The organism is Flammeovirga agarivorans, assembly GCF_012641475.1.
Taxonomy (GTDB): Bacteria; Bacteroidota; Bacteroidia; order Cytophagales; family Flammeovirgaceae; genus Flammeovirga; species Flammeovirga agarivorans.
The window spans coordinates 306,062-329,352 of sequence record NZ_JABAIL010000005.1; the positions used below are offsets into that span (position 1 = coordinate 306,062).

Genomic DNA, 23,291 nt, shown 5'->3' on the forward strand with positions numbered 1-23,291 from the left:
AATGAAAAAAATAGCAATTATAGCTACTACAGATAGAGGACTTGAACAAGCACTTATTCTTCAAAAAGAATTCCCAAAATCTTTAGTGGTCACTACTCGCAAAACAGACAATGAGCATGTATCAATTGTCGCTTCATTGAGTGATTACCTGAACAACTATTACCATAAACTAGACGGTATTTGCTTTGTGAGTGCTTTGGGTATTTGTGTACGATTGATCGCTCCTTATATAGAAACTAAGGCAACAGATCCGGCAGTAGTTTGCATGGATGATCTTGGTAAAAATATTCAATCGGTACTTTCCGGACATCAAGGTGGAGCCAATCAATTTGCAGAGAAAATAGCCCAAGTGGTAGGAGGAAAAGCCATTATCAGTACATCAAGTGATCTACAGGAAATATGGGCATTGGATACATTGAGTCAAACTTATGATTGGACAGTAGAAACGGATCAACCATTAAATCATCTGATCAGCTTATTTGTCAACAATCAGCCGACAGCGTTATTGTTGGATGTCAAAGACAAAGGCACAGCTTATTTGGAGAAAAACCTTCCTGAGTTTGTGACGGTATTTTATGATTCTGAAGAAGTCGATGTAGAACAGTTTGAGTTATTGATTGCTGTAACGTATAAGATCTACGATTTCAATATCCCTTCTCTTTACTACAGACCTAAAGTATTGGCCTTAGGTTCAGGTTGTTCGAAGACCTTAGATTTCCCTCTTTTTGAAGCAAGATTAAAGGCAGAATTAGAAGAGCAGAAGATTGCTTTTTCATCTTTGAAAACGTTTGGATCTATTGATATTAAAGCTCAACAAAGTGCTTATCTAGATCTTTCTAATAAATACTACTTACCATTCGCAACTTTCTCAAAAGAAGAAATTGACGAAGTGAAAGTACCGAATCCAAGTGAGATGGTACAATCCAAAATAGGAGTGGACGGCGTTTCTGAGTCTTCAGCGATGTTGCTTTCCAAACAGAATAAAGTATTAGTGGAGAAGACAAAAGTCCACCTAGAAAACGACGATAAGTTTACGTATTCCATTGCATTAATCAAGGACTTTGAAAGAAGGTCTGCCGTAGCCATTATCGGTGCCGGCCCTGGAGATGAGGAATTGATTACGGTAAAAGGCAAACAGTATTTGGAAGATGCAGACTGTGTATTGTATGCTGGAAGTTTGGTACCAGAAGAAATGATCAATTGGTGTAAAGAAGATGCTATTGTTCGTAATTCAGCCATGATGACATTGGAGGAGCAAATCACTTTGATGTTTGATCAATATAAGAAAGGAAACTCAGTAGTGAGGTTGCACAGTGGAGACCCATCGCTTTACGGAGCGATCCAAGAACAGATGACCATTTTTGATGAATTGGGAATGGAGTATTTCATCGTTCCGGGAATCTCAGCATTTAGTGCGGCAGCGGCAGTTTTAAAATCAGAATTTACCATTCCAGAAGTAGTGCAGTCGATTGTATTGACGCGTGGTGAAGGGAAAACGCCAATGCCACCTAAAGAAAGTGTGGAGGCCTTTGCCAAGACCAACGCTACAATGTGCTTGTTCCTTAGTGCTGGAATCGCCAAGAAAGTGCAAGCTCAATTATTGAATCATTTTGATGAAACTACGCCGGTAGCAGTGATGTACCGATTGACTTGGAAGGACGAAGAAGTTTATCAAGGACAATTAAAAGACCTTGCTCAGATCGTTAAAGACAGCAAGAAAACAAGAACGGTATTGATCGTAGTCGGAAAGGCCATTGGAGCTAGAAAAAATCGCTCTCAATTATACAGTCCTGATTGGCAACATATCTTCAGAACGAATAAAAAGTTTGTCGTAAAATAAGCATAAACATGGTATTGGTTTTTGGAGGAACAACGGAAGGAAAGAGAACGATCAAGGTACTCGAACAGCGTAAAATGGCATTTATCTATTCTACTAAAACAAACGTGGATGTAGAGGAAAGTGCGTTTCTAAACTACCGTTTTGGGGCTTTGGATCAAGCGGCAATGAACTTGCAGATTAGTGAAAATAATATTTCAATGATTATTGATGCTGCACATCCATTTGCGGAGGTATTGCATCAAACGGTTGATCTTGTTGCAAAGGAAAATCAGATCCCTGTTGTTCGATTTGGAAGAAAACCAATTGATATAAAAGAGACAAAAGAAGTCCATTGGGTAGATGGCTACACTCAGGCTCAAGCATTACTTTTTGATCAGTTTCAAGGAAAGAAATTATTGGGACTTACGGGAGTTCAAACGATTAACAAGTTTGAGAAATGGTGGAAGAAGAACCCTTCAGTATATAGAATCTTACCTCGTGAGACTTCTATAAATATTGCAGCAAATGCAGGTTATCCCAATGAACAGTTAATTCTTTCAATGCCAAACCAAGATCAAACATTGGAAGAACAACTCATCAAGGATCAGTCCATCGAAGTGATTATGACGAAAGAAAGTGGAGCAAGTGGTTTTCTTCAAACGAAAATTGATGCTGCACAAGCCTGTAACATTCCGATCATCATCATTCGAGAGCCAAAAATACCAGCTTCCTTTCAGGTGGTTTATACAGTTCAAGAACTTGAAAAAATATTAGCTCAATATAGTTTTTAATGCAAGCTATTTGTTGACAGGACGTCTGCCTTTTATGTAGCATTGACTTCACAGCCTAGATTTTTTTGCTTCGTTTTTTCATCAATGGAAAAAATGAAGAAGAAAAATTGAAAGTAGTAAGAAGAGGTAATCGGGTAACATTTTAGAGATAAACATGGGTTTAAAGAAAATTCCAGAAGGTGAGTTGAAAGAAGGTTTCACAACAGGAACCTCAGCTACGGCTGCTGCTAAGGCAGGGTTGAAAGCGATAATTTTTCAACAGCAACAGGAAACGGTAAAAGTGCATTTACCGATAGGGAAAATATTGTCTATACCTGTTCATCACTGTGAGTTTTCGGATAGCTCGGCAAAATGTAGTGTTATCAAGGATGCAGGCGATGATCCTGATGTGACTAATGGAGCCGAAATAGGTTGTGAATTACAACTAATCGAAGAACAGGAAATTCAATTTACCGCAGGTGATGGTGTGGGAACAGTAACGCTTCCTGGCTTGCAACTAGAAGTTGGTGAACCTGCTATTAATCCTGTTCCAAGAAAAATGATCAGAGATGCTTTGCAAAAGTTATTACATGATTATGATTTGGAGGTCGGAGTAGCTGTAACAGTCTTTGTTGTAAATGGAAGAAAACTAGCCAAGAAAACCTTAAATGAACGCGTAGGTATTATGAATGGCCTTTCCATTTTGGGTACATCAGGCATCGTAAAACCATACTCAGCGTCTTCTTATATCGCAAGTATTGAACAGGGTGTGGATGTAGCAGTAGCCAATGACATCGATAAACTAGTGATCAACTCAGGAGCTAGAAGTGAGAAATACCTTCGAGCATTATTCCCAGATTTTTCAGAACAGGCATTTATTCATTATGGCAATTGGATTGGCGATACACTTCGTAAGATTCAAAATTCCTTGATTAAAGAAGTAACTATTGGAATTATGCTTGGGAAGGCAGTGAAGTTGGCAGAAGGGCAAACGGATACACACAGTTGTGTTTCTAGTTGGAGCAAAGAATTTATTCAATCTATAGCCCGAGAAGGCAATTATTCAAAAGAAAACCAAGAAGCAATTCTTCAACTAAATATGGCGAGTAGACTTGTAGAAATTTTTCCCTTTACAGAAGAGGAATTATTCTATCAGTTACTACTCCAAAAATGTTATCAAACAACGAAATCTATTCTTCAACAGACTAAACTCACCATTTATTTAATCAGTAAGGATGGTGATTTCATAAAACTAAAAAAGAAATGACAGGAGCAAGTTTAATTCGCCCATTAATGGCAGGAGTATTACATTCCTTTGAGCCGGACCATATAACAGCTGTTTCCGTTTTAGCTACAGAAAATGCAATCAAACAAGAAAGAGCATCTTTCAAGAAGGTAATGAAAGCTTCCCAATGGGCAATGGGACATTCAGTGACATTAATTCTTCTGGGTGGTATTGCATTATTGTTTAAGAGTACTGCTGAAATTTTTGTAAAAGACCTATCACATTGGGCAGAGATGTCTGTTGGACCAATTATGATTTGGCTAGGTATCGTAGCAATTCGAAGAAATCATAAGATTAATGAGATGATGCAAGATCACAAAAGGATCGAAGAGCATGATCATTTAGATACGAACCCTATTCACCTTCATGGAAAACAAGGAGAGGAAATCGCAATGAACCCGATGAACCGTTCATTTTGGGTAGGAATGCTTCATGGATTGGCAGGAACAGGTGGAGCATTAACATCTGCGTTGATTTTAAGTTCAGCGACTATCTGGGATGCTGTTATGATTTTAATGATTGAGTCTGTAGGAATCATCTTAGCCATGAGTATTTATAGCTATACTTTACTGACGGTTTTAAGTCGATTTATAGAAAAGAACATAGCCATTTTTAAGTGGATGAATGGGCTTGCAGGATTGGCTTCTATTGTCATTGGATCATACTGGATTTACAATTCAATTTTTGCTTAATGAATAACTTTCCTTTTACAGCTATTATTGGTCAGGAATCGTTTAAGCTGGCCTTGATACTAAATATCATTGACCCTACATTGGGTGGAGTTTTAGCCGTTGGTGATAAGGGAACGGGTAAAACAACATTGATCCGTTCATTATCCGACTTGATGCAAAAGCCGTTTGTCAATTTGCCAATTGGTGCTTCTGAAGACAGAGTTTTGGGACATATCAATTTGGAAAAACTCATCAATGATAAAAAAGAAGAAGTACAATCTGGTTTGTTATCTCAAGCACACCAAGGTTTTTTATATATCGATGAAATTAACCTATTAAATGATTACTTGATGGATGTATTATTGGATGCATCTGCAACAGGATGTTATCATTTGGAAAGAGAAGGTGTTTCAAGAAAATTAGACAGTCGATTTTGTCTGATAGGCTCAATGAATCCTGAGGAAGGAGATTTACGTCCTCAATTGAAGGATCGTTTTGGTCTTTCTGTGGAAGTGAAAACACCAACCTCATTAGAAGAAAGGGTTCAGATAGTACAAAACCGATTGGCTTTTGATGATAATCCTAGAACTTTTTCTGAAGGATTTGATAAAAAACAGAAACAACTTTTTGCTCAAATTTTAACTGCTCAAGAAAAATTATCAGGTATTGAGTTGGAAAGTGATGTGATGGAATATTGTTCTCAATTATCTCTTGAACATGCTGTAGAAGGAGTAAGGGCAGATATTTTATTGATAAAAACAGCAAGAGCTTATGTGGCATTTCAAAAGAGAGAGAAAGTCACAAAAGATGATGTAAAAGCTATTCAAGAGTTCGTGCTTTTACATCGCAAAAATCAAAATCCTCCAAATCAAGAACCTCCTCAAACCCCTCCATCACCTGAGGAACAGAAAAAGGAGCAACAAGAAACTTTAAAAGAAGAGACTCCACCTGCACAATTTGAATCTGTGATTCCTGATGAGTCGTTAACATTAAATCAATCTTTTAAAGAGAGTAGTAAACAAGTTATCCATCAAAATGGAATGAAATCTTCCATAGATACTCGAAAAACAGTAGGGCAATATTTAGCCACAGATAACTTAGAGGTGATTAAAAAGTCTAAGGTAGAACCAACAAAAAAACAGGTGATTTTCATCTTGGATTCAAGCGGTTCAATGATCAAAGGCCATGTTATCACCTACGCTAAAGGTGCTGTACAAAAGATGATAGAAAAGTATAAATCCTCGGATGTACAGTTTTCATTGATATCGTTGTATCAAAATGAGGCTGAAATATTAGTTCAAGAAACTTCTAATGTTGCGTTTACTATCGAGAAGATAAACCACCTTAAAACAGGAGGAAAAACTAATATTCTAGCAGCACTTAAAAAGACAAAACGGATGCTCGTCGGGTTTGATATTTCAGAAACAGAATTAGTCATTATTTCGGATGGTCATTTTTGTGCAGAAACAGCCTTAGAAGACATTATTTCTAGCTATCAATTCCATTGTAGAAAGGTAGATCATTTAACATTAGTGGATGCCGAAAGTGGAGTAGTACGATTAGGTATTATGAAAGAACTTTCGAATCGTCTAAGAGGTAACTATCAGAAACTATCTATTTAATCAACTATGAAAGCTAACATTCATCTTATCACAGGAGGGCAACGATCGGGAAAAAGTGCTTTTGCAGAACAAGTCACCTTGGGGCTAACAAATACTCCTATTTATTTGGCTACGTCGAAGAAATGGGATGAGGAACATAATGAAAGAATTGCTCTTCATCAAGCTAGAAGAGAAGAGTGTTGGACCACAGTTGAAGAACCTATTGATATACATCAGCAAGATTTCTCAGGTCAGGTAGTTTTATTGGATTGCATTACACTTTGGCTCACCAATATTTTCGACGAGGTGTCTTATGATAAAGAAAAAGCTTTGCAGAAAGCGAAAGAAATTTGGAACACATTAATACAACAGGACTGTACATTGGTTGTGGTCAGTAATGAAATTGGTTTGGGTGGAATATCCATGAATAAGGCTAGCAGACAGTTTACCGATATCCATGGGTTAATCAATCAGTATTTAGCCAAACAAGCTCAGAAAGTAACATTTGTAGTATCCGGTTTACCGATGACCGTAAAAGAATAATTTTATGAAAACATCAAGCTTCATTATTGCTGCTCCAACGAGTAATTCTGGAAAAACGACGGTCACTTTAGGGCTACTCCGTCTTTTGAAGAATAAAGGGTATACCACCCAACCTTTTAAAAGTGGGCCAGACTATATCGACCCTAAATTTCACAAAATTGCTTGCGGGAAAACGGGAATTAACCTTGACCTTTTTATGATGAGAGAAGAACACCTAAAGTCTACTTATCATGAGCTAGCCAACAAGGTGGATATTTCTTGTATTGAAGGAGTGATGGGCTTATTTGATGGAGCAAGAAAGTCTGAAGGAAGCACAGCTGAGTTAGCAAAGAAACTTGATGTTCCTATCATATTTGTTGTTGATGCCAAATCAGTCGCTTATTCCGTTGCCCCATTATTATATGGCTTTAAAAACTTTGATCCCGATTTAAATATTGCAGGCGTAATTTTCAATCGGGTCAATACCAAAAGCCACTACAAATTTTTAGAAGAAGCATGTGATGATGTCGGTATAAAAGCATTAGGTCATGTCCCTTTTATTGAAGAGTGTAAAATCCCATCAAGACATTTAGGGTTGTCGATTGATAACCTCTCAAAATATGATCAGATGATTGGCAAAATGGCGGATCAGATGAACGAAACCATTGCTATTGATCAGCTACTTTCTATTACTCAAAAAGAGAAAACGATCCTTGAAATAGAAGAGGAAATGTCCAATTCTGATTTTAAAATATCGGTTGCTCAAGACGAAGGTTTCAACTTTAGTTATTATCAAAATATTGACGCATTAAAGCAATTGGGTACCGTAAAGTTTTTTAGCCCAATTCACGATCAAGAACTCCCCGATTCCGATTTGGTTTATTTCCCCGGAGGCTATCCCGAATGCTATACACAAGAGCTTTCTTCTAATACTAATATGAGGGATAGCATTAAGAACTATGCAGAAAACGGAGGACAAATCATCGCCGAATGTGGAGGAATGATGTACCTCGGGAAAAGCATGATTGATCAAAAAGGAAACGAATGGTCAATGGTAGGTGTCTTTCCTTTCACCAGCTCTATGAAGAAAATGAAGCTCACATTAGGGTATCGAAAAATCGATATGCATGATTTTACAATCAAAGGGCATGAATTTCATTATTCGAAAGTTCATGATGATGAGAATGTAGAAACAATAGGAACTGTGTGGAGTGCAAGAGAGCAAGAAGTTCCAACAAAAATCTATCAACATAACACCGTATTGGCCTCTTATATCCACTTTTATTTTGGTGAGGTAGGAGACCTTCAGCAGTTGCTTCATCATTTACAAAACAACCATGTTTCAAGTGTTAAGCGATAGCTTCACTTGGAACTGTCTATTAGCGAAGTCTCCTGACTTCGAAATGAATAATGTTGTTTTTCGAAGCCAGGAGACTTCGCCAATGTAAATCACAAGTGACGCCTGCCGGCTTAACACTTGAGATATTGAATAAGCAGAAAAGTATTTCAAATATTTCAATCTAAATACATAATTATACTCTTACGCTATGAAAATCTACACTAGAAAAGGTGATTCTGGAAAAACAGGCGTATTCGGCGGAAAAAGAGAGTTCAAAGATGCTCCCCGAATCGAATGCATAGGAACATTAGATGAAGTGAATTCAACTATAGGTCTTTTAAGATCAAAATTAGGCAATGACCATGAATGGCAACCCAATTTGCACAGAATTCAAAAAGACATGATGAATATGATGTCTCATCTAGCTCGTCCTTCAGATTCTAAAAAAGAAAACCAAAACCCTCATCCAACAGATGGAGCAGAGTTTTGTGAAGCATGGATTGATGAGATGGAAGGGAAAATGAGTAGCCCTTCAGATTATTTTTTATTACCAGGAGGTAATGAAATCTCAGCTTTATGTCATGTATGTAGAACCCAAATTCGTAGAGGTGAACGCACTTTAGTGACATTACATCATGAAGATCCAGAAAGTGTATTAGACTATATCTCTTCGTACATCAACCGTCTGTCAGATTTGTTTTTTACCATGGCAAGGTCGGAGATGGATAAGCACGGAGTAGCAGAAGAAAAATGGAATTTATTTTTATATAAAAGAAAGAAAAAACCACAAGCATGAGAAAAATCCCAATTACAATCGTAACAGGTTTCCTAGGCGTTGGAAAAACGACTTTAGTACACCATATGATGAAAAATGCCAACGGTAAGCGTATTGCTTTATTGGTGAATGAATTTGGAGAAGTAGGGGTAGATGGCGAAATTATCAAAGCCGGATGCGGTGATGATGAGTGTAACTTGATCGAGTTATCCAACGGCTGTATTTGCTGTACCGTACAGGAAGAATTCTTGCCGTCTATGTTGGAGTTAATAGAGCGTAAAGATGATATTGACCATATCGTGATTGAAACTTCAGGTTTAGCCATGCCAAAGCCATTGGTAAGAGCAGTGAACTGGCCTGACTTAAAACCACACATTACAATCGATTCAGTGATCACTGTAGTAGATGCTGTAGGTGTAGCAACAGGAGAATTCTGCGATAGACAAAGGGTACAAGAGCAAAGATTGGCAGACGATTCATTGGATCATGAGACACCAATTGAAGAGTTGTTCTTAGATCAATTATCATGTGCAGATTTGGTATTGGTCAGTAAAAGGGATTTAGTGGATGATCAAAAATTTGAAGAAATTTCATCTTACGTTCAGCAAAAAATCAGAGCTAACACGAAAGTTATTCCAGTAGTCAAAGGAGAAGTAAGCAACGATTTGTTGTTAGGGATTGAAGCATCAGCAGAAGACGATTTAGATAACCGTCATTCTATCCACGAACATCATCACGAACATGGGCATGATCATGACCACGACGATTCATTAGTGACGGAATTATTAGAGTTCCCAGAAACTTCAGACATCAAGCAATTAGTAAAAGAGATGATGCAATTGGTAAAGGAACATGAAATCTACAGAATCAAAGGTTTTGTCAATATTCCAAATAAACCAATGCGTATGATTCTTCAAGGAGTAGGTGATCGTTTTGATTATTATTTTGATAGACCTTGGAAGGAAGGAGAAACGAGAAAAACGCATTTAGTGGTGATTGGTAGAGATTTGAAATTAGCATCAACACCTCATGCATAAAAATATAAAATTACTATTACTAGCATCAATATTTACACATATGGGAGCCAACTTATTAGCTCCCATATATGCTATTTTTATTGAAAAAATTGGTGGAACTCTGATTGATGCGGGTATTGCTGTTGGAGTTTATGCTGTTTTTAAAGGCATTTTTTACTTCCTTTTTGATAAAATAGACGAAACAAAACTCAGTAAAAGAGTAATGATGTGTATAGGATATGCATTGATGGGAGTTGGTTATGGATTGTATGTTTTCGCAGAAAGTCCTATTCATGTATTTCTTATCCAAATTATAGTCTCTTTGGGTGAAACAGTGATTAACCCTTCTTGGAGTGCTATCATAGCAATGTCATTGAAGAAAGGAAAAGAGAAAAGTATCTATTCTCACTTCTTTGGATACCGTTCCTTTGCTGAAGGATTTGCTGCAATCATAGGAGCCTTATTTGCTATGCAATTCGGTTTTTCTGTCATTTTTTCACTTATGGCAATGTTCTCATTCGGTTCAGGTGCGTTGTCGCTGATGGTCGATGAAAAAGTGATTTCAGAACCTCAAAAAGTAAAGGTTGCTTAGTTTAATTATTCTCTCAACATGCATTTAATTTCAACACTTCCCGGAGGATGGAACCCCAACGACGAAGGTGTTTTCCATATCCAACAATCTGCCGGAGATCTTCTTTTCTTATCGGCCGCTGACACCGAGTTATTCACCGTCAACAAAGCCTATCAAGAATTACATCAAGAAAAAACGGAATTACCAAGTGTGCGTTTAGCCAACTTGACGTATTTCAAGCAGGAATTGACGATTGATACTTATATCGAAGAAGTAGTGTCAGAAGCTAAAGTGGTTGTGTTGAAATTACTGGGAGGAACCGCTTACTTTTCTTATTTGTGTGAAGCAATTGCTGAGTATGCCGAAGACAATGATATCGATGTGATTTTCCTGCCGGGCGATAATAAACCTGATTTGGAATTGATGCAGATGTCGACTTTGCCCCTTTCAAAAGTCAGTGAAATATGGCAGTATTTTGTGATGGGCGGAAAGGAAAATACCAAAGAGGTGTTGAAGCTGATCATGAATGAAACATTGGAGTACGATTTTCCAATCAAAGCCCAAGAAAGCATTCCTGATTTATTCCTTTATCATCCTTCTAAGGGAATTCTCAATCAACCTTTAGCACATACAGAAAAGGCAACGGTATTGATATTAGGCTATAGAAGTTATTTCCTAGCTGATAACCTCGATCCATTTATTGCAGTCACTGAAGAGTTGGAACGAAGAGGAGTGACAGCTATTACTTGCATGGCGTTGTCGTATCGTGATGAAGATATTCAGCAACGTATTTTTTCTCTTTTAGAAAATTGTAAAATCGCTCCGCCTAATGTATTGATCAATACGACCGGTTTTTCATTGCAAGGCTTTCAAGACAATGAGACCAAAGGCATTTTTGATACACTCAATGTTCCCGTCATTCAAGCAATATTGGCGAGTTGTAATAAGCAAGTATGGGAAGAAGGGACTTTTGGTTTACCACCGACTGATATTGCCATGAATATCGCATTACCGGAAGTGGACGGAAAGATCATTACTTCGGTGATTGCTTTCAAAGAAGCCAAGGAAAAGGATGAGTTGACGGATTCTGAAATTGTGTATTTTGAGCCTCATTTGGAAGGCTGTCAATTTGTAGCAGAACATGCAAAGGCTTGGATTCAACTGGGAGAAAAAGAAAACAAACAGAAAAATGTAGCCGTTATTCTTCCTAATTATCCGAGTAAAAATAGCCGTTTGGCGAATGGAGTAGGATTGGATACACCTGCAAGTACCGTAGAAATATTAAATGCTTTAAAAAAATCAGGCTATGATTTAGGTAAAAATATCCCTGAAGGGGCAGAAGAGTTGATGGAGTTGTTGACGGAAAATGTCACCAACGAATTGGAATCACTCTCTTATAAATCTGCTGAAATTAAAATCAAAGAAGAAGAATTTTACACCCACTACAACCAACTATCCATTACATTAAGAGAGAAAGTAGAACAGCAGTGGGGGCATCCATCAAAATCACCAAATTACAGAGAGGGCTATTTTCTAATTCCAGGAAAGCAACTAGGCAATATTTTCTTAAGTATTCAACCCAATAGAGGGTATAATATCGATCTGCAAGCCACGTATCACTCTCCTGATTTACCACCGACATACGCTTATTTGGCGTATTATATTTGGTTGCAAAATTATTTCTCAGCCGATGCCATTATTCATGTTGGTAAACACGGCAACTTGGAATGGTTGCCAGGGAAAGGGGTAGCACTGTCGAAGGAATCTTGTTTTCCTGCCTCCATATTGGGAGCTATACCACATTTCTATCCTTTTATTATTAATGATCCAGGGGAAGGAACGCAAGCCAAAAGACGTAATCATGCCATTATTTTAGACCACTTAATTCCACCGATGACAAGGGCTGAAAATTATGGTGAGTTGCTTCAATTGGAATTATTGATTGATGAGTTTTACGAGTCAGCTTTGCTTGACCCCAAGAGAGCCAATTTGATTAAATCGAAAATCGAAAACCTTGTCAATACAACTCATTTGAGAGTGGATTTGAATGAAGATGGAAAAGATATTGATGCGCTTTTGGAGGTGATCGATGGATATTTATGTGAATTAAAAGAAGCTCAGATTAGAGGAGGACTTCATATTTTCGGTTTACTTCCACAAGAAGAAAAATTCTTGGATATGTTAGTGGCATTACACCGCTTACCTCAAGGAGAAACCAAGAGTATTTTACAAGCCTTAGCTATTGATTTGGAATTAGCTTTTGATCCTTTGGATACTGCTTATGAAACGGCATTACAGCAAATGATCATGGGAGTAGAATGCAGAACGATTGGTCAGGCAGTGGAGGTTTTGGAGAATAGAGCGAAGACGATTATTGAAGGAATCATTAATAATCAAGACGGAAATTATGGTGAGGAAACACAAAAAGTGGTTTCATTTATCAAAGGAAAAACAATCCCGACTTTACTAAAAACAAGGAATGAAATAGATCATCTTCTGAAAGGCTTAAATGCAAAATACATTCCCGCCGGTGGTTCTGGAGCTCCAACAAGAGGACGGTTGGATATTTTACCGACAGGTAGAAATTTCTATTCCGTAGATACAAGAACAATCCCTTCTCCATCCGCTTATGATTTAGGGGTAAAAAGTGCTCAGAATATCATTGACAGATATCTACAGGAAGAGGGAGAGTTTCCTAGTTCAGTAGCGATTTCCGTTTGGGGAACATCTACCATGAGAACGGGCGGAGATGATATCGCACAAGCTTTTGCATTATTGGGTGTCCGACCGATTTGGCAGGGTGCAAACCGAAGAGTAAAAGATTTTGAGGTCATTTCAACTTTGGAATTAAAACGACCTAGAGTCGATGTTTTATTACGTATTTCTGGTTTCTTCAGAGATGCCTTTCCTGATGTGATTTCCTTGTTCAATTCAGCTGTTGAGAAAGTAGCTCAATTGGATGAACCGTATGATTTGAACCCGATAAAAGCTCGTTTTGAAAAAGAAAAACAGGATTGGGAGAAAGAAGGATTGGATGAAAAAACGGCTCAAGAACGTTCATTGTATAGAGTTTTCGGTTCCAAGCCAGGAGCGTATGGAGCAGGATTGCAGGGATTGATTGATGAGAAAAACTGGACGAATCAAGAAGATCTTGCCAATGTATATATCAATTGGGGTGGTTATGCCTATACAGGTAGAAGAAATGAAGGAAAGTCAGCACATGAGACCTTCAGAAAACGATTATCTATGGTGGAGGTAGTGGTCCAAAATCAAGATAACCGAGAGCATGATTTATTAGACTCTGACGATTATTACCAATTTCAAGGAGGAATGACAGCGGCAGTTAACCTGGAGAAAGGAGAGATGCCGACCACTTACTTTGGGGATCACTCACGCCCTGATCAACCAAGAATCAAATCACTGAAAGAGGAATTATTAAAAGTATACCGTTCAAGAGTAGTCAATCCAAAATGGATGGAAGGGATGAGAGATCATGGTTACAAAGGTGCTTTTGAAATGGCCGCTACCATGGATTACCTTTTCGCCTATGATGCTACCACCAACCTGATCGAAGATTTTATGTATGAAGGCATCACAGAAGAGTACCTTTTCAATCAAAAAAATCAAGAATTTATCCGCCAACATAACCCGTGGGCATTGAAAGATATGTCGGAGAGAATGTTGGAAGCGATCCAAAGAGGATTGTGGGAAAACCCAAATCAAGAAACATTGGATCAGTTGAAATCACTATACATGAAGGCAGAAGGAGAACTAGAGTAGAAATAATTGTATTTCCTTACTTACGAATATGAATTGCTTGTTACAATTTCAATTTTCAGATCTAATATCAATAAAAAATGACTAACTTATAACTAGCTAATTATCAACCCTAAAAACTATTTATGAACACTTTAATTGAATCAATTTATGCTCTTGAAATTTTAGATTCGAGAGGTAACCCAACTGTAAGAGTTTATGTAGAGCTTTTTGATGGGACAAGAGAGTTTTCTTCTGTTCCTTCAGGTGCGTCTACTGGGCAAAATGAGGCTCTAGAACTAAGAGACAATGACAAACGCTATGGAGGAAAAGGTGTGCAAAAAGCAGTAGATAATGTTAATACATTGATTGCTGATGCACTGGAAGGTATGGATGCCACTCGTCAAAAAGATATTGATTATACAATGATCGAGTTGGATGGAACAGAAAACAAGTCTAAGCTTGGAGCAAACGCAATATTAGGTGTTTCCATGGCGGTCGCTAAAGCAGCAGCAAAATCATTGGACATTCCTTTGTATCAATACCTAGGAGGAACCAATGCTGTACGTATACCTGTACCATGTATGAATATTCTAAATGGAGGAGAACATGCTGATAATAGTGTAGACTTTCAAGAATTTATGTTGGTACCACATGGAGCTCCATCTTTTAAAGAAGGTTTACGATATGTTGCAGAGACATTTCATATTCTAAAAGGAATTTTGAAAGACCGTAGCTTGGCAACAAGTGTAGGGGATGAAGGAGGCTTTGCTCCAGATTGTGAAAGTAATGAAGCAGCTATTGAACTGATCATTGAAGCAATTAATAAAGCAGGGTATTCTCCTGGTAAAGACCTTTCGATAGCTGTTGATAATGCAGCCAATTCTTTCTGTACAAACTTAAAAGATAATTATGATCTAGTATGGTCAGGAAGAGGAAAAATGACTTCTGACGATTTAATCAATTTAGCAGGGGAATGGTTAGAGAAATACCCAATTATTCTTTGGGAAGACCCATTAGCAGAAAAGGATTGGGATGGTTTTGCCAAATTCACCGAAAAGTATGGTAACAAAATCGAGGTGGTGGGTGATGATATCTTCGTGACCAATACCAAATACATCCAAGAAGGCATTAATAAAAAAACGGCAAATTCCTGTTTGATCAAATTAAATCAGATCGGATCGGTAACGGAAACAATTGAAGCTGTAAGAATGTGTAGGGATGCAGGTTGGCGCTATTTCTTATCGCATAGATCAGGTGAAACGGAAGATACTTTTTTGGCTGATTTTGCTGTTGCTATGGACGGAGGACATCTTAAAACGGGTTCTGCCTGTAGAGGTGAGCGTATTGCAAAATACAATCGTCTATTAGAAATTGAGCAAGAATTGGCAGGGAGATCAGAATATAGATGGAAATAAAATACCAATAATTTAATAAGAAGTACCACCTAAATCTTAGGTGGTATTTTTATATAATCCAGATTATTTAATACAGTTGTCGATAGATTTTTAATTTTTTTTGTCAGTAATTCTCTAAAAGAACGACTCATTAGTAAAAATGTTCAAAGTCCTTTATGAAGATGATCAAAATGAAAGATCAATCTGATTATTATTTAATACCAAACTTAACTTTTACTATGAGAACGAAATTATTGACTCTACTCTTCTCTATTTTTAGCTTAGCACTATATGCTCAGCAAGAAACTGAAACATTACCTTCAAAATATTTATATGCAGATGCAACTGTACAAATCAGTTCTGACTTTGTAGGATCTTTATCACTAGGTCACTCTTGGGGCTTGGGGCAAAAGAAGAAATTTGTTCTTGGAACAGGGCTTCGATATTCCTTTTTCCAAGGGAAAGATAATAAAGAGTTTTACTCTGCTCCTCCAGAGTATTATGGAAAGTCAGACAAACAAGATACTTTGACAATTGCTAGTCCAAGTCAATCGAATATTGTCCTTTATATTTCATTGAGTTACCGCATCAAAAGTAAATTTGAAGTGGGTATGAACATCGATGCCGTAGGTTATACATTCGGAGCTGATAAGGATGCTGTTTATACAGGTAATGGAAGTAGTCAACCAACTACAGCATCTTCTGGTAATGCATCTCTTTTACTGATTGGAGCCAACGATACAGGTATGTTAAGTTCTGAGTTCTATGTACAATATCACTTCAATAAAAAGTGGTCAGCAAAGTTAGGTTTTGCACATACTTTCACAGAGTTTCAGACGCCAACGGAATTACAGGCAGGGAACAAAAGGTTTAGAGGTGTCAGTGATGGGTTAGTGATTGGAGCAAGGTATAACATAAAATAAGTCATTATGAAAAATAAGTCTCAAGTTATTTTAGCCTTATTATTTCTTAGTGTTGCCAATGTTTTTGCACAGGAGATAAATACAAGTGCTTCAAGAATTGACTTTAGCATAAGTAACTTTAAGGTGAATACTGTTGAAGGTTTTTTTAATGGTATGAGTGGTATAATTCAGTTTGATGAGAGTAATTTATCATCATCAAGTTTTGATGTTTGTATAGCGGCATCAACTGTAAATACGGATAATGAAAAAAGAGATAAACATTTAAAGAATGAAGATTTCTTTGAAGTCGAAAAATATCCAACCATCTGTTTTGTCTCTGATGAAATTATAAAAAAGGGAGATCAATACATCACCAAAGGAAGATTAACATTACATGGTGTTACTCAAGAAGTTTCCATTCCTTTTACAAAAAATGAATCAACGTTAGTAGGTGATTTAAAAATAAATCGATTGGATTATGATTTGGGTAAAGGTACAGGCACTTTTACTGTAGGAGACGAAGTAGAAATTAAGATTACTTGTGTTTTAAATTGAGGTGTTATAAAAAAACACTCTACTGTAAGGTAGAGTGTTTTCTATTTTTACAAGAATTGATAAAGACCTAAGCCTCTACTAAATCTAATATTTCTTTCAGTTTAACGATAACGGTATCGATTTCCTCTTTAGTATTATTTTTTGAGAATGAGAAGCGAACTGAAGTTCTATCAGCTGCTCCACCAATACCTGCAATAACATGAGAACCTTGTGATGCCCCACTACTACAGGCACTACCTCCAGAAACAGAAATTTTCTGTAAGTCCAACGCAAATAATAGCATTCCATTCTTTTCTGAAGGAGGGAAACTAACATTAAGAACAGTATATAAACTGTTGTCAAGATCGTCACTCATACCATTGAACTGAACTCCGTCGATATGTTCAGACAATTGCTCTTTCATGTATTGCTTTACTTCTTTGATATGGGCTGTATGGCTATCCATTTCAGCAGTAGCTATTTCTAAAGCTTTTGCCAAGCCAACAATTCCCCATACATTTTCAGTACCTGAACGGATTTCTCTTTCCTGTCCACCACCTTCGATTAGTGCTGGCATTTTAGTTCCTTTTCTGATATACATAAAACCTGCACCTTTTGGTCCATGAAATTTATGTGCTGCACCAGCTAAGGTATGTATGTGTAATTCCTTTACATCTACAGGAAAATGACCTACACTTTGTACTGTATCAGAATGAAAATAAGCTCCAGATTCTTTACACAGTTCGCCTACTTTTTGGATATCAAGAATATTTCCGATTTCATTGTTACAGTGCATTAATGTAACTAATGTTTTATCACCATTTTCTTGAAGTAAAGCCTCTAACTGATTAAGGTCTAGATTTCCTTTCTCATCACAATCCAAGAAGATCAGTTCAATATTATTTTCTTGAGCTAAATGTTCAGTGATGTGTAGCACTGCATGATGTTCTAATTTTGAAGTAATGATTCTATTCAAATCATAAGCATGAACAAGACCTTTAATAGCAGCATTGTCTGTTTCTGTACCACCTGAAGTAAAGATGATTTCAGAAGGAAGTGCATTAATACATTGTGCAATGGATTTACGTGCTTTTTCTAATTCTGCTTTTGAAGCTCGTCCGTGTGCATGGGTAGAAGATGGGTTACCATAAATAGTGTCCATCGATTCGATCATAGCTTCTTTTACCTGAGGGTCAAGTTGTGTACTTGCTGCGCTATCTAAGTAAATGCTCATAGTGTGTTATATGATGATTTGAATTGGTTGGTGTATGTGGTTAAACATCACAATTTACTTCAAATACAAAGTTATCCAAAAAAACGGACAACCTCGGTAAGATTGTCCGTTTAATTATAAATTATTAAGACTTGAATAAGTTTTTGATAAACTTGATTTTCAGTTACTTATAATTTTATTGAAATGAAATTACTCAGCTTTAAACTGAATGATTTCTTTGATGTCTGAAATAATCTTTTGTGCTAAGTGTTCAGCAGTTTGTTCCGTTTCAGACTCAGAATATATACGAATAATAGGTTCAGTATTCGATTTTCTTAAATGAACCCATTCTTTGTCAAATTCGATTTTTACACCATCCAAAGTATTTACTGGTTGGTTGGCGTATTTTTCTTCCATTTTTTCTAAAATCAAATCAACATCGATTTCAGGAGTTAATTCGATTTTGTTCTTAGAAATATGGTAGTTTGGATACGACTGACGAAGCATATTAGCAGAACCATTGAAGTTTGCTAATTTAGAAAGGAATAAAGCGATTCCTACTAATGCATCTCTACCATAGTGAAGCTCAGGAAGGATTACACCTCCGTTACCTTCACCACCAATAACAGCATTAGTTTCTTTCATCATCTTCACAACATTTACCTCACCAACAGCTGATGCAGTGTATTGTCCACCATGCTTTTCAGTTACATCTCTCAAAGCACGAGTTGAAGACATGTTAGATACAGTATTACCCAACTTTTTCGATAATACATAATCAGAAACAGCTACTAAAGTGTATTCTTCTCCAAAAGGACTACCATCTTCAGTTACTAAAGCCAAACGGTCTACGTCCGGATCAACAATAATACCTAGGTGATAGTTACCATTTTCTAAAGTTCTTGAGATTTCTGTGATGTTCTCAGGTAATGGCTCAGGGTTATGAGGGAAACGACCATTTGGTTCACAGTAAAGTTTCTCAACATGATTTACACCAAGTGCTGTTAATAATTTAGGAACAGCGATACCACCTGTAGAGTTTACACAGTCGATTACAACATTAAAGTTTTTAGCTTTGATAGCTTCTACATCTACCAAATCTAAATCAAGAATCATCTGGATATGCTTATCAATGTAAGTATCATCATAAGAAACTTGTCCAGTTTGTTTGTAATCTGCGAAATCGTAAGCATCTTTTTCAGCATCAGCAAGGATTTCTCCCATTGCTTCAGCAGAAATAAACTCACCTTTAGAGTTTAATAGTTTTAAAGCATTCCAGTTAGCAGGGTTATGGCTAGCCGTTAGGATAATGCCACCAGCAGCATGCTCAAGTTCTGTCGCTAACTCAACTGTTGGAGTTGTCGATAAACCTAAGTCTACTACATCTACTCCCATTGCTTGTAGTGTACCTGAAACAATCTGAGATAACCAACCACCAGAAACACGGGCATCTCTACCCAATACTACTTTACGGTTATTGTTTTCATCATTTGCAAGGATCCACTTTGCATAAGCAGCAGAAAATTTTGCAGCATCTACAGGGTTTAATGATTCTTCAGTAGAACCACCAATTGTACCCCTAATACCAGATATGGATTTAATTAACGTCAAGGCTCAAAAAATTTTGATTAGGTCACAAAAATAAACTTTTATATCATATCAAGAATTAAATTAACATTCTTATTTAAGGATTTTCCCCAAATCAATTTGAGTAAGTTGTGTGTTGTTTGTTATCACGCTGGGAAACACCTTAGAATATGTTGTATTGCTGTTCTTGATAGATGAACTGACTTTCAATATTTGAACATCAGCAGATTTTTTATTGAGAATAAGAATAGCATGAACATCATCATCACTGTTTTTCTCAATAAAATCGTTTTCTATACAGATTCTAAGCCTTTTATTATCAATAGACAAAACACATGATTCAGCAGAAGAGAGAAAATTTATCTGTGAATTTTTAAATCGTTCGTGATGTCTTTTTAACAGGACAGGAATAGATTTCTGATTATCTGAAAAAATATAGGTGGAAATACTATTCCACTTTTGTATACTTATTATTGTACTTTTTTCATGATAAACAGACATTAATAATCTGTCTTTTTTAATTAAGAAAACAACTATTAGAGTACTGAAAACCAATAGCATTAGAGTATTGATATATAATGTGATTCTTTTTGGGTAATAGAAAGTATACATCGATAGATTGAAAAATAAGAGACTAACAATTGTGATTGTTTTAGGAATAAATATGATAGGTAATTGAGGCCATGAAGAGATTTTTATCAATAAAAATAAATTCCATTCGTAGATAGTGTCAAATAGCCAAAGACACCACTCGTTATAAAAGTTTAATTGTGAGAGCAATAATGAGACGATTCCTAAATACATTAATATCGATGTTAGAAGTCCATTGAATAACCCAGAAATAAGTCCGTATACAGGAAAGAAATGAAAATAATATAGAACAAGTGGTAATGTTCCAATTTGAGCAACAAGTCCTACTGAAACTAAACCAATCGGTATTTTTAAATACCATTTTAATGATGAAATACGTTTCCAATAAGGAAACATACTAATGCTGAAAATCGCTATAAAAGATAGTTGGTAACTGATCGAAAAGAATATTGACGGGTCGTATAGTAGTAAACCAAAAGATGCTATACTAATGATATTGACAGCAAGGACTTTCCGTTTTAATAAGATACTAACTGTCCCAAGGATCATCATCATCGTAGCTCTAACAATTGAGGGGGGACCACCAACAAATAGACTATAACCAACAATAAACATACATGTGATGATAGGTTGAAGTTTATGATACCGCTTTGGAAACCATTTGATCCACCAAAGTAGATAATAGATCAGCACAGAAAGAATTCCTACATGCATTCCTGATATGGCTAATACATGCATACTCCCCGAAGTTTGATATACCTCTTTTTCCTTTTTTGAAAGGTGAGATTTGTCTCCAAGTAATAATGAATAAGCAATACCTTGTGATGTTGTTGAAAAAGTTTCGAAGATCAAAGAATCTACTTTAGAGCGAAAATTTTCAATAACCCCTTTCTTATGTTTTAATACAGTATATTGATTAACCTTAATTTTATGGTAGGCCTGCTGTGAAATAAAATAATCATTATAACTGAAAGAAATCAGGTGCTCTTCTTTGTTGATTTTTGACAGCTGACCTTGTATAGCAATTGAATCACCTTCTTGAATTTCAATCAAGTTTGGAAAAAGAAGAATAACGTTGTGGGTATAAAAACCTTGATCAATTTTACCGAAAATATAATATTCACTTCCTTTTTTCTTTAACTCAGAGGACGTATGAACTAGATACTTATCATTTTCATCAATTATTACAGATTTGTGATGAAACGCAATGATTCCACCTAAAAAACAACAAAGATAAAGTGTGAATGAAGCAAAGTATTTCTTGTAAGTAATTTGAAAGAAATGGGATAGACATAGACTTACTAAAAAGGCAGAGTAAGCAAGTAGAATATCACAAGAATAAGTATAGGAAAAAGTGATACCCAAGATAAAGGCAATATTTATCCAGAAGAAAGGAGCTTTATGAATCATGAATCGTTGAGCGAGAAGTTGGTAATAGTTTATTTTATATCTGAAAACTAATGAAAATTATCGAAACACTTTTTATTTTTGAATGTCAACTATTCTAACTTTTTAATTATGAAATTAACTCACTTACTTTTTATACTGTTTTCAGTCTTGTTATTCACTTCATGTGAAAAAGAAAGCAATTCCCAAGAAGAGGAACAGGACGGAACATCAATTTTTGATTTTTTTCCTGATATGGGTATCGGGGAAGAGGAAACTGTAGAAGATAAAACAAAGCTAGAAACACCAGAAATAGAGGTTGATACTCTTGTAATAGAAGAGAAAAATATCCAAGAGAAAACAGAAATCGTTGTGGAGAAAGAGCTGCTTTTACATGAGGAAATCGAAGAAGAAGACCTTGATACAGAAGAGTTGCCAGAAATAAATGAAGATCTAGTTGACGAGCAAATTCTATTGGACTACGAGTTCAAAGAGTTAGGATTTAAGTTTAAAGCAATAGAGGAAGTATCCTTCAAACAAGCAACGGTGTCAGATAAACATTTTGATAAGGGATTAATAGCTCGATTTACAACAACCTATAGCTATTTTGATGTATACGATATGGACCGTTCAATAAATTGGAGTGGAGCAGGAGATTTTGCAGAATTTGGACAAGGTTTTTACGAAAGATCAAAAAATGTTTGGGGAGGAAAGTATGGGATCTTTGCGAAAAGAAGAGCTTACACTTTTCATGCAAAAGCAATGATTGGTGAGGATATGAATTATTCCAATATCAAAAAATTCAAGTCAGATCGAGAACTAAATGAAGAAGATTTAGTTAATGTAAAAGTGGTCTTTTTCGGAAGAGGAAACTTTGGCTATCGATTGATTTATAATCCAGAAGATCCTTATATCGCAAAAATTGAAAAAACGGTGGAGTTTTTTACTCCAGAGGCGAATTAGTTACTGTAAAATTAAAGTCTACAGTAATATTTTTATTCACCTTTACCATACCCATCATTTTCTTAGGAGGGGTAATACCATATTGAGTGATATCTAAGGTTTTGAATCCAATAATCTTAAAGTTATCTTCAGATATAGTCTCTACCTGATACTCAATAGTTTCTTCTCTAGTTTGACCCGCAATTGACATCAATGTATTTCCTACACCTTTTAGTTGGCCATTGTCAGGATCTTTAAAGATGTGCATGGATAGAATCTTCATAGAAATATTGGGGAACTGATCTTCTTCCAATAGTTCTTTAAATTCTTTATTCATTAAAGAGATACCACAATCAAAACAATTGACTCTAAAATTAATTCCTGAGTGGTTTACCGGGGTAAGTTGCTTGAATATTTCAGTAGTAAAGGTAAGCGTACTACTTTCTGATTGGGTAAACTGACAGTCAAAAGAACTGACATTAGTTTTACCTGTAATTTCCATACTTACATCAGGTTCTACCGATAAAAGGTAGTTTCTAGTAGTCGACTCTTGACCAATGCAAATAATGGAAGTAGCTAAAATTAGGAATACACTGTGGAAATAATTCATGATA

General features: G+C 36.3%; 19 protein-coding genes. 15 read left to right on the plus strand and 4 right to left on the minus strand.

Features of this window, described 5'->3' with window-relative positions; all coding sequences use genetic code 11:
* Position 1: 1 nt before the first annotated feature.
* From cobM to HGP29_RS17450, 14 genes are all read left to right on the plus strand, one after another.
* Positions 2 to 1,840: a precorrin-4 C(11)-methyltransferase gene (gene cobM, locus HGP29_RS17385; RefSeq protein ID WP_168883702.1), complete on the plus strand. Its 1,839-nt coding sequence runs from the start codon at positions 2 to 4 to the stop codon at positions 1,838 to 1,840.
* 8 nt (positions 1,841 to 1,848) lie between these two features.
* Positions 1,849 to 2,610: a precorrin-6A reductase gene (gene cobK, locus HGP29_RS17390; protein WP_168883703.1), complete on the plus strand. Its 762-nt coding sequence runs from the start codon at positions 1,849 to 1,851 to the stop codon at positions 2,608 to 2,610.
* A gap of 154 nt (positions 2,611 to 2,764) precedes the next feature.
* Complete coding sequence (cbiD, locus tag HGP29_RS17395) at positions 2,765 to 3,856, plus strand: cobalt-precorrin-5B (C(1))-methyltransferase CbiD (RefSeq protein WP_168883704.1); 1,092 nt, start codon at positions 2,765 to 2,767, stop codon at positions 3,854 to 3,856.
* Positions 3,853 to 4,566 carry a cytochrome c biogenesis protein CcdA gene (locus HGP29_RS17400; RefSeq protein ID WP_168883705.1) on the plus strand — a complete coding sequence of 238 codons (714 nt, stop codon included), beginning with the start codon at positions 3,853 to 3,855 and terminating at the stop codon, positions 4,564 to 4,566. The genes cbiD and HGP29_RS17400 overlap by 4 nt, the downstream gene beginning before the upstream one ends.
* Complete coding sequence (locus tag HGP29_RS17405) at positions 4,566 to 6,167, plus strand: VWA domain-containing protein (RefSeq protein WP_168883706.1); 1,602 nt, start codon at positions 4,566 to 4,568, stop codon at positions 6,165 to 6,167. The genes HGP29_RS17400 and HGP29_RS17405 overlap by 1 nt, the downstream gene beginning before the upstream one ends.
* 6 nt (positions 6,168 to 6,173) lie before the next feature.
* The gene (gene cobU, locus HGP29_RS17410; RefSeq protein WP_168883707.1) at positions 6,174 to 6,689 is read left to right on the plus strand and encodes a bifunctional adenosylcobinamide kinase/adenosylcobinamide-phosphate guanylyltransferase; all 516 of its coding nucleotides are present in this window, start codon (positions 6,174 to 6,176) and stop codon (positions 6,687 to 6,689) included.
* Between the two features lie 4 nt (positions 6,690 to 6,693).
* On the plus strand, positions 6,694 to 8,028 hold the full coding sequence (locus HGP29_RS17415; protein ID WP_168883708.1) for a cobyrinate a,c-diamide synthase: 1,335 nt from the start codon (positions 6,694 to 6,696) through the stop codon (positions 8,026 to 8,028).
* A 187-nt stretch (positions 8,029 to 8,215) separates the two neighbouring features.
* Positions 8,216 to 8,803, plus strand: coding sequence for a cob(I)yrinic acid a,c-diamide adenosyltransferase (locus HGP29_RS17420; RefSeq protein WP_168883709.1), 588 nt, complete (start codon positions 8,216 to 8,218; stop codon positions 8,801 to 8,803).
* Positions 8,800 to 9,819: a cobalamin biosynthesis protein CobW gene (gene cobW / locus HGP29_RS17425; RefSeq protein ID WP_168883710.1), complete on the plus strand. Its 1,020-nt coding sequence runs from the start codon at positions 8,800 to 8,802 to the stop codon at positions 9,817 to 9,819. Before HGP29_RS17420 ends, cobW begins: the two co-directional genes overlap by 4 nt.
* Positions 9,812 to 10,390 carry an MFS transporter gene (locus HGP29_RS17430; protein ID WP_168883711.1) on the plus strand — a complete coding sequence of 193 codons (579 nt, stop codon included), beginning with the start codon at positions 9,812 to 9,814 and terminating at the stop codon, positions 10,388 to 10,390. Before cobW ends, HGP29_RS17430 begins: the two co-directional genes overlap by 8 nt.
* 18 nt (positions 10,391 to 10,408) lie before the next feature.
* The gene (gene cobN, locus HGP29_RS17435; protein ID WP_168883712.1) at positions 10,409 to 14,149 is read left to right on the plus strand and encodes a cobaltochelatase subunit CobN; all 3,741 of its coding nucleotides are present in this window, start codon (positions 10,409 to 10,411) and stop codon (positions 14,147 to 14,149) included.
* Between the two features lie 122 nt (positions 14,150 to 14,271).
* Positions 14,272 to 15,543, plus strand: a complete 1,272-nt coding sequence (eno, locus tag HGP29_RS17440) for a phosphopyruvate hydratase (protein ID WP_168883713.1) — start codon at positions 14,272 to 14,274, stop codon at positions 15,541 to 15,543.
* A 218-nt stretch (positions 15,544 to 15,761) separates the two neighbouring features.
* Complete coding sequence (locus HGP29_RS17445) at positions 15,762 to 16,445, plus strand: hypothetical protein (protein ID WP_168883714.1); 684 nt, start codon at positions 15,762 to 15,764, stop codon at positions 16,443 to 16,445.
* Between the two features lie 6 nt (positions 16,446 to 16,451).
* On the plus strand, positions 16,452 to 16,979 hold the full coding sequence (locus HGP29_RS17450; RefSeq protein WP_168883715.1) for a YceI family protein: 528 nt from the start codon (positions 16,452 to 16,454) through the stop codon (positions 16,977 to 16,979).
* A gap of 67 nt (positions 16,980 to 17,046) precedes the next feature.
* Here the strand turns inward: HGP29_RS17450 and HGP29_RS17455 are convergent, their stop codons facing one another.
* From HGP29_RS17455 to HGP29_RS17465, 3 genes are all read right to left on the minus strand, one after another.
* Positions 17,047 to 18,192: a cysteine desulfurase family protein gene (locus HGP29_RS17455; RefSeq protein WP_168883716.1), complete on the minus strand. Its 1,146-nt coding sequence runs from the start codon at positions 18,190 to 18,192 to the stop codon at positions 17,047 to 17,049.
* Between the two features lie 189 nt (positions 18,193 to 18,381).
* Positions 18,382 to 19,782: a phosphoglucosamine mutase gene (gene glmM / locus HGP29_RS17460; protein WP_168883717.1), complete on the minus strand. Its 1,401-nt coding sequence runs from the start codon at positions 19,780 to 19,782 to the stop codon at positions 18,382 to 18,384.
* Positions 19,783 to 19,851: 69 nt separating this feature from the next.
* Entirely contained in the window at positions 19,852 to 21,759 is a 1,908-nt protein-coding gene (locus tag HGP29_RS17465; RefSeq protein WP_168883718.1) for a ComEC/Rec2 family competence protein, read from the minus strand.
* Between the two features lie 108 nt (positions 21,760 to 21,867).
* On the opposite strand from HGP29_RS17465, the gene HGP29_RS17470 reads away from it, so the two are divergent.
* On the plus strand, positions 21,868 to 22,698 hold the full coding sequence (locus HGP29_RS17470; protein ID WP_168883719.1) for a hypothetical protein: 831 nt from the start codon (positions 21,868 to 21,870) through the stop codon (positions 22,696 to 22,698).
* Here the strand turns inward: HGP29_RS17470 and HGP29_RS17475 are convergent.
* Complete coding sequence (locus HGP29_RS17475) at positions 22,679 to 23,287, minus strand: YceI family protein (protein ID WP_168883720.1); 609 nt, start codon at positions 23,285 to 23,287, stop codon at positions 22,679 to 22,681. The genes HGP29_RS17470 and HGP29_RS17475 overlap by 20 nt on opposite strands.
* Between the last annotated feature and the right edge of the window lie 4 nt (positions 23,288 to 23,291).

Bases quoted from the DNA above. Each gene is read 5' to 3' on its own strand.
- cobM (WP_168883702.1), top strand. From the start codon at position 2: ATGAAAAAAATAGCAATTATAGCTACTACAGATAGAGGACTTGAACAA.
- cobK (WP_168883703.1), top strand. From the start codon at position 1,849: ATGGTATTGGTTTTTGGAGGAACAACGGAAGGAAAGAGAACGATCAAG.
- cbiD (WP_168883704.1), top strand. From the start codon at position 2,765: ATGGGTTTAAAGAAAATTCCAGAAGGTGAGTTGAAAGAAGGTTTCACA.
- HGP29_RS17400 (WP_168883705.1), top strand. From the start codon at position 3,853: ATGACAGGAGCAAGTTTAATTCGCCCATTAATGGCAGGAGTATTACAT.
- HGP29_RS17405 (WP_168883706.1), top strand. From the start codon at position 4,566: ATGAATAACTTTCCTTTTACAGCTATTATTGGTCAGGAATCGTTTAAG.
- cobU (WP_168883707.1), top strand. From the start codon at position 6,174: ATGAAAGCTAACATTCATCTTATCACAGGAGGGCAACGATCGGGAAAA.
- HGP29_RS17415 (WP_168883708.1), top strand. From the start codon at position 6,694: ATGAAAACATCAAGCTTCATTATTGCTGCTCCAACGAGTAATTCTGGA.
- HGP29_RS17420 (WP_168883709.1), top strand. From the start codon at position 8,216: ATGAAAATCTACACTAGAAAAGGTGATTCTGGAAAAACAGGCGTATTC.
- cobW (WP_168883710.1), top strand. From the start codon at position 8,800: ATGAGAAAAATCCCAATTACAATCGTAACAGGTTTCCTAGGCGTTGGA.
- HGP29_RS17430 (WP_168883711.1), top strand. From the start codon at position 9,812: ATGCATAAAAATATAAAATTACTATTACTAGCATCAATATTTACACAT.
- cobN (WP_168883712.1), top strand. From the start codon at position 10,409: ATGCATTTAATTTCAACACTTCCCGGAGGATGGAACCCCAACGACGAA.
- eno (WP_168883713.1), top strand. From the start codon at position 14,272: ATGAACACTTTAATTGAATCAATTTATGCTCTTGAAATTTTAGATTCG.
- HGP29_RS17445 (WP_168883714.1), top strand. From the start codon at position 15,762: ATGAGAACGAAATTATTGACTCTACTCTTCTCTATTTTTAGCTTAGCA.
- HGP29_RS17450 (WP_168883715.1), top strand. From the start codon at position 16,452: ATGAAAAATAAGTCTCAAGTTATTTTAGCCTTATTATTTCTTAGTGTT.
- HGP29_RS17455 (WP_168883716.1), bottom strand. From the start codon at position 18,192: ATGAGCATTTACTTAGATAGCGCAGCAAGTACACAACTTGACCCTCAG.
- HGP29_RS17465 (WP_168883718.1), bottom strand. From the start codon at position 21,759: ATGATTCATAAAGCTCCTTTCTTCTGGATAAATATTGCCTTTATCTTG.
- HGP29_RS17470 (WP_168883719.1), top strand. From the start codon at position 21,868: ATGAAATTAACTCACTTACTTTTTATACTGTTTTCAGTCTTGTTATTC.
- HGP29_RS17475 (WP_168883720.1), bottom strand. From the start codon at position 23,287: ATGAATTATTTCCACAGTGTATTCCTAATTTTAGCTACTTCCATTATT.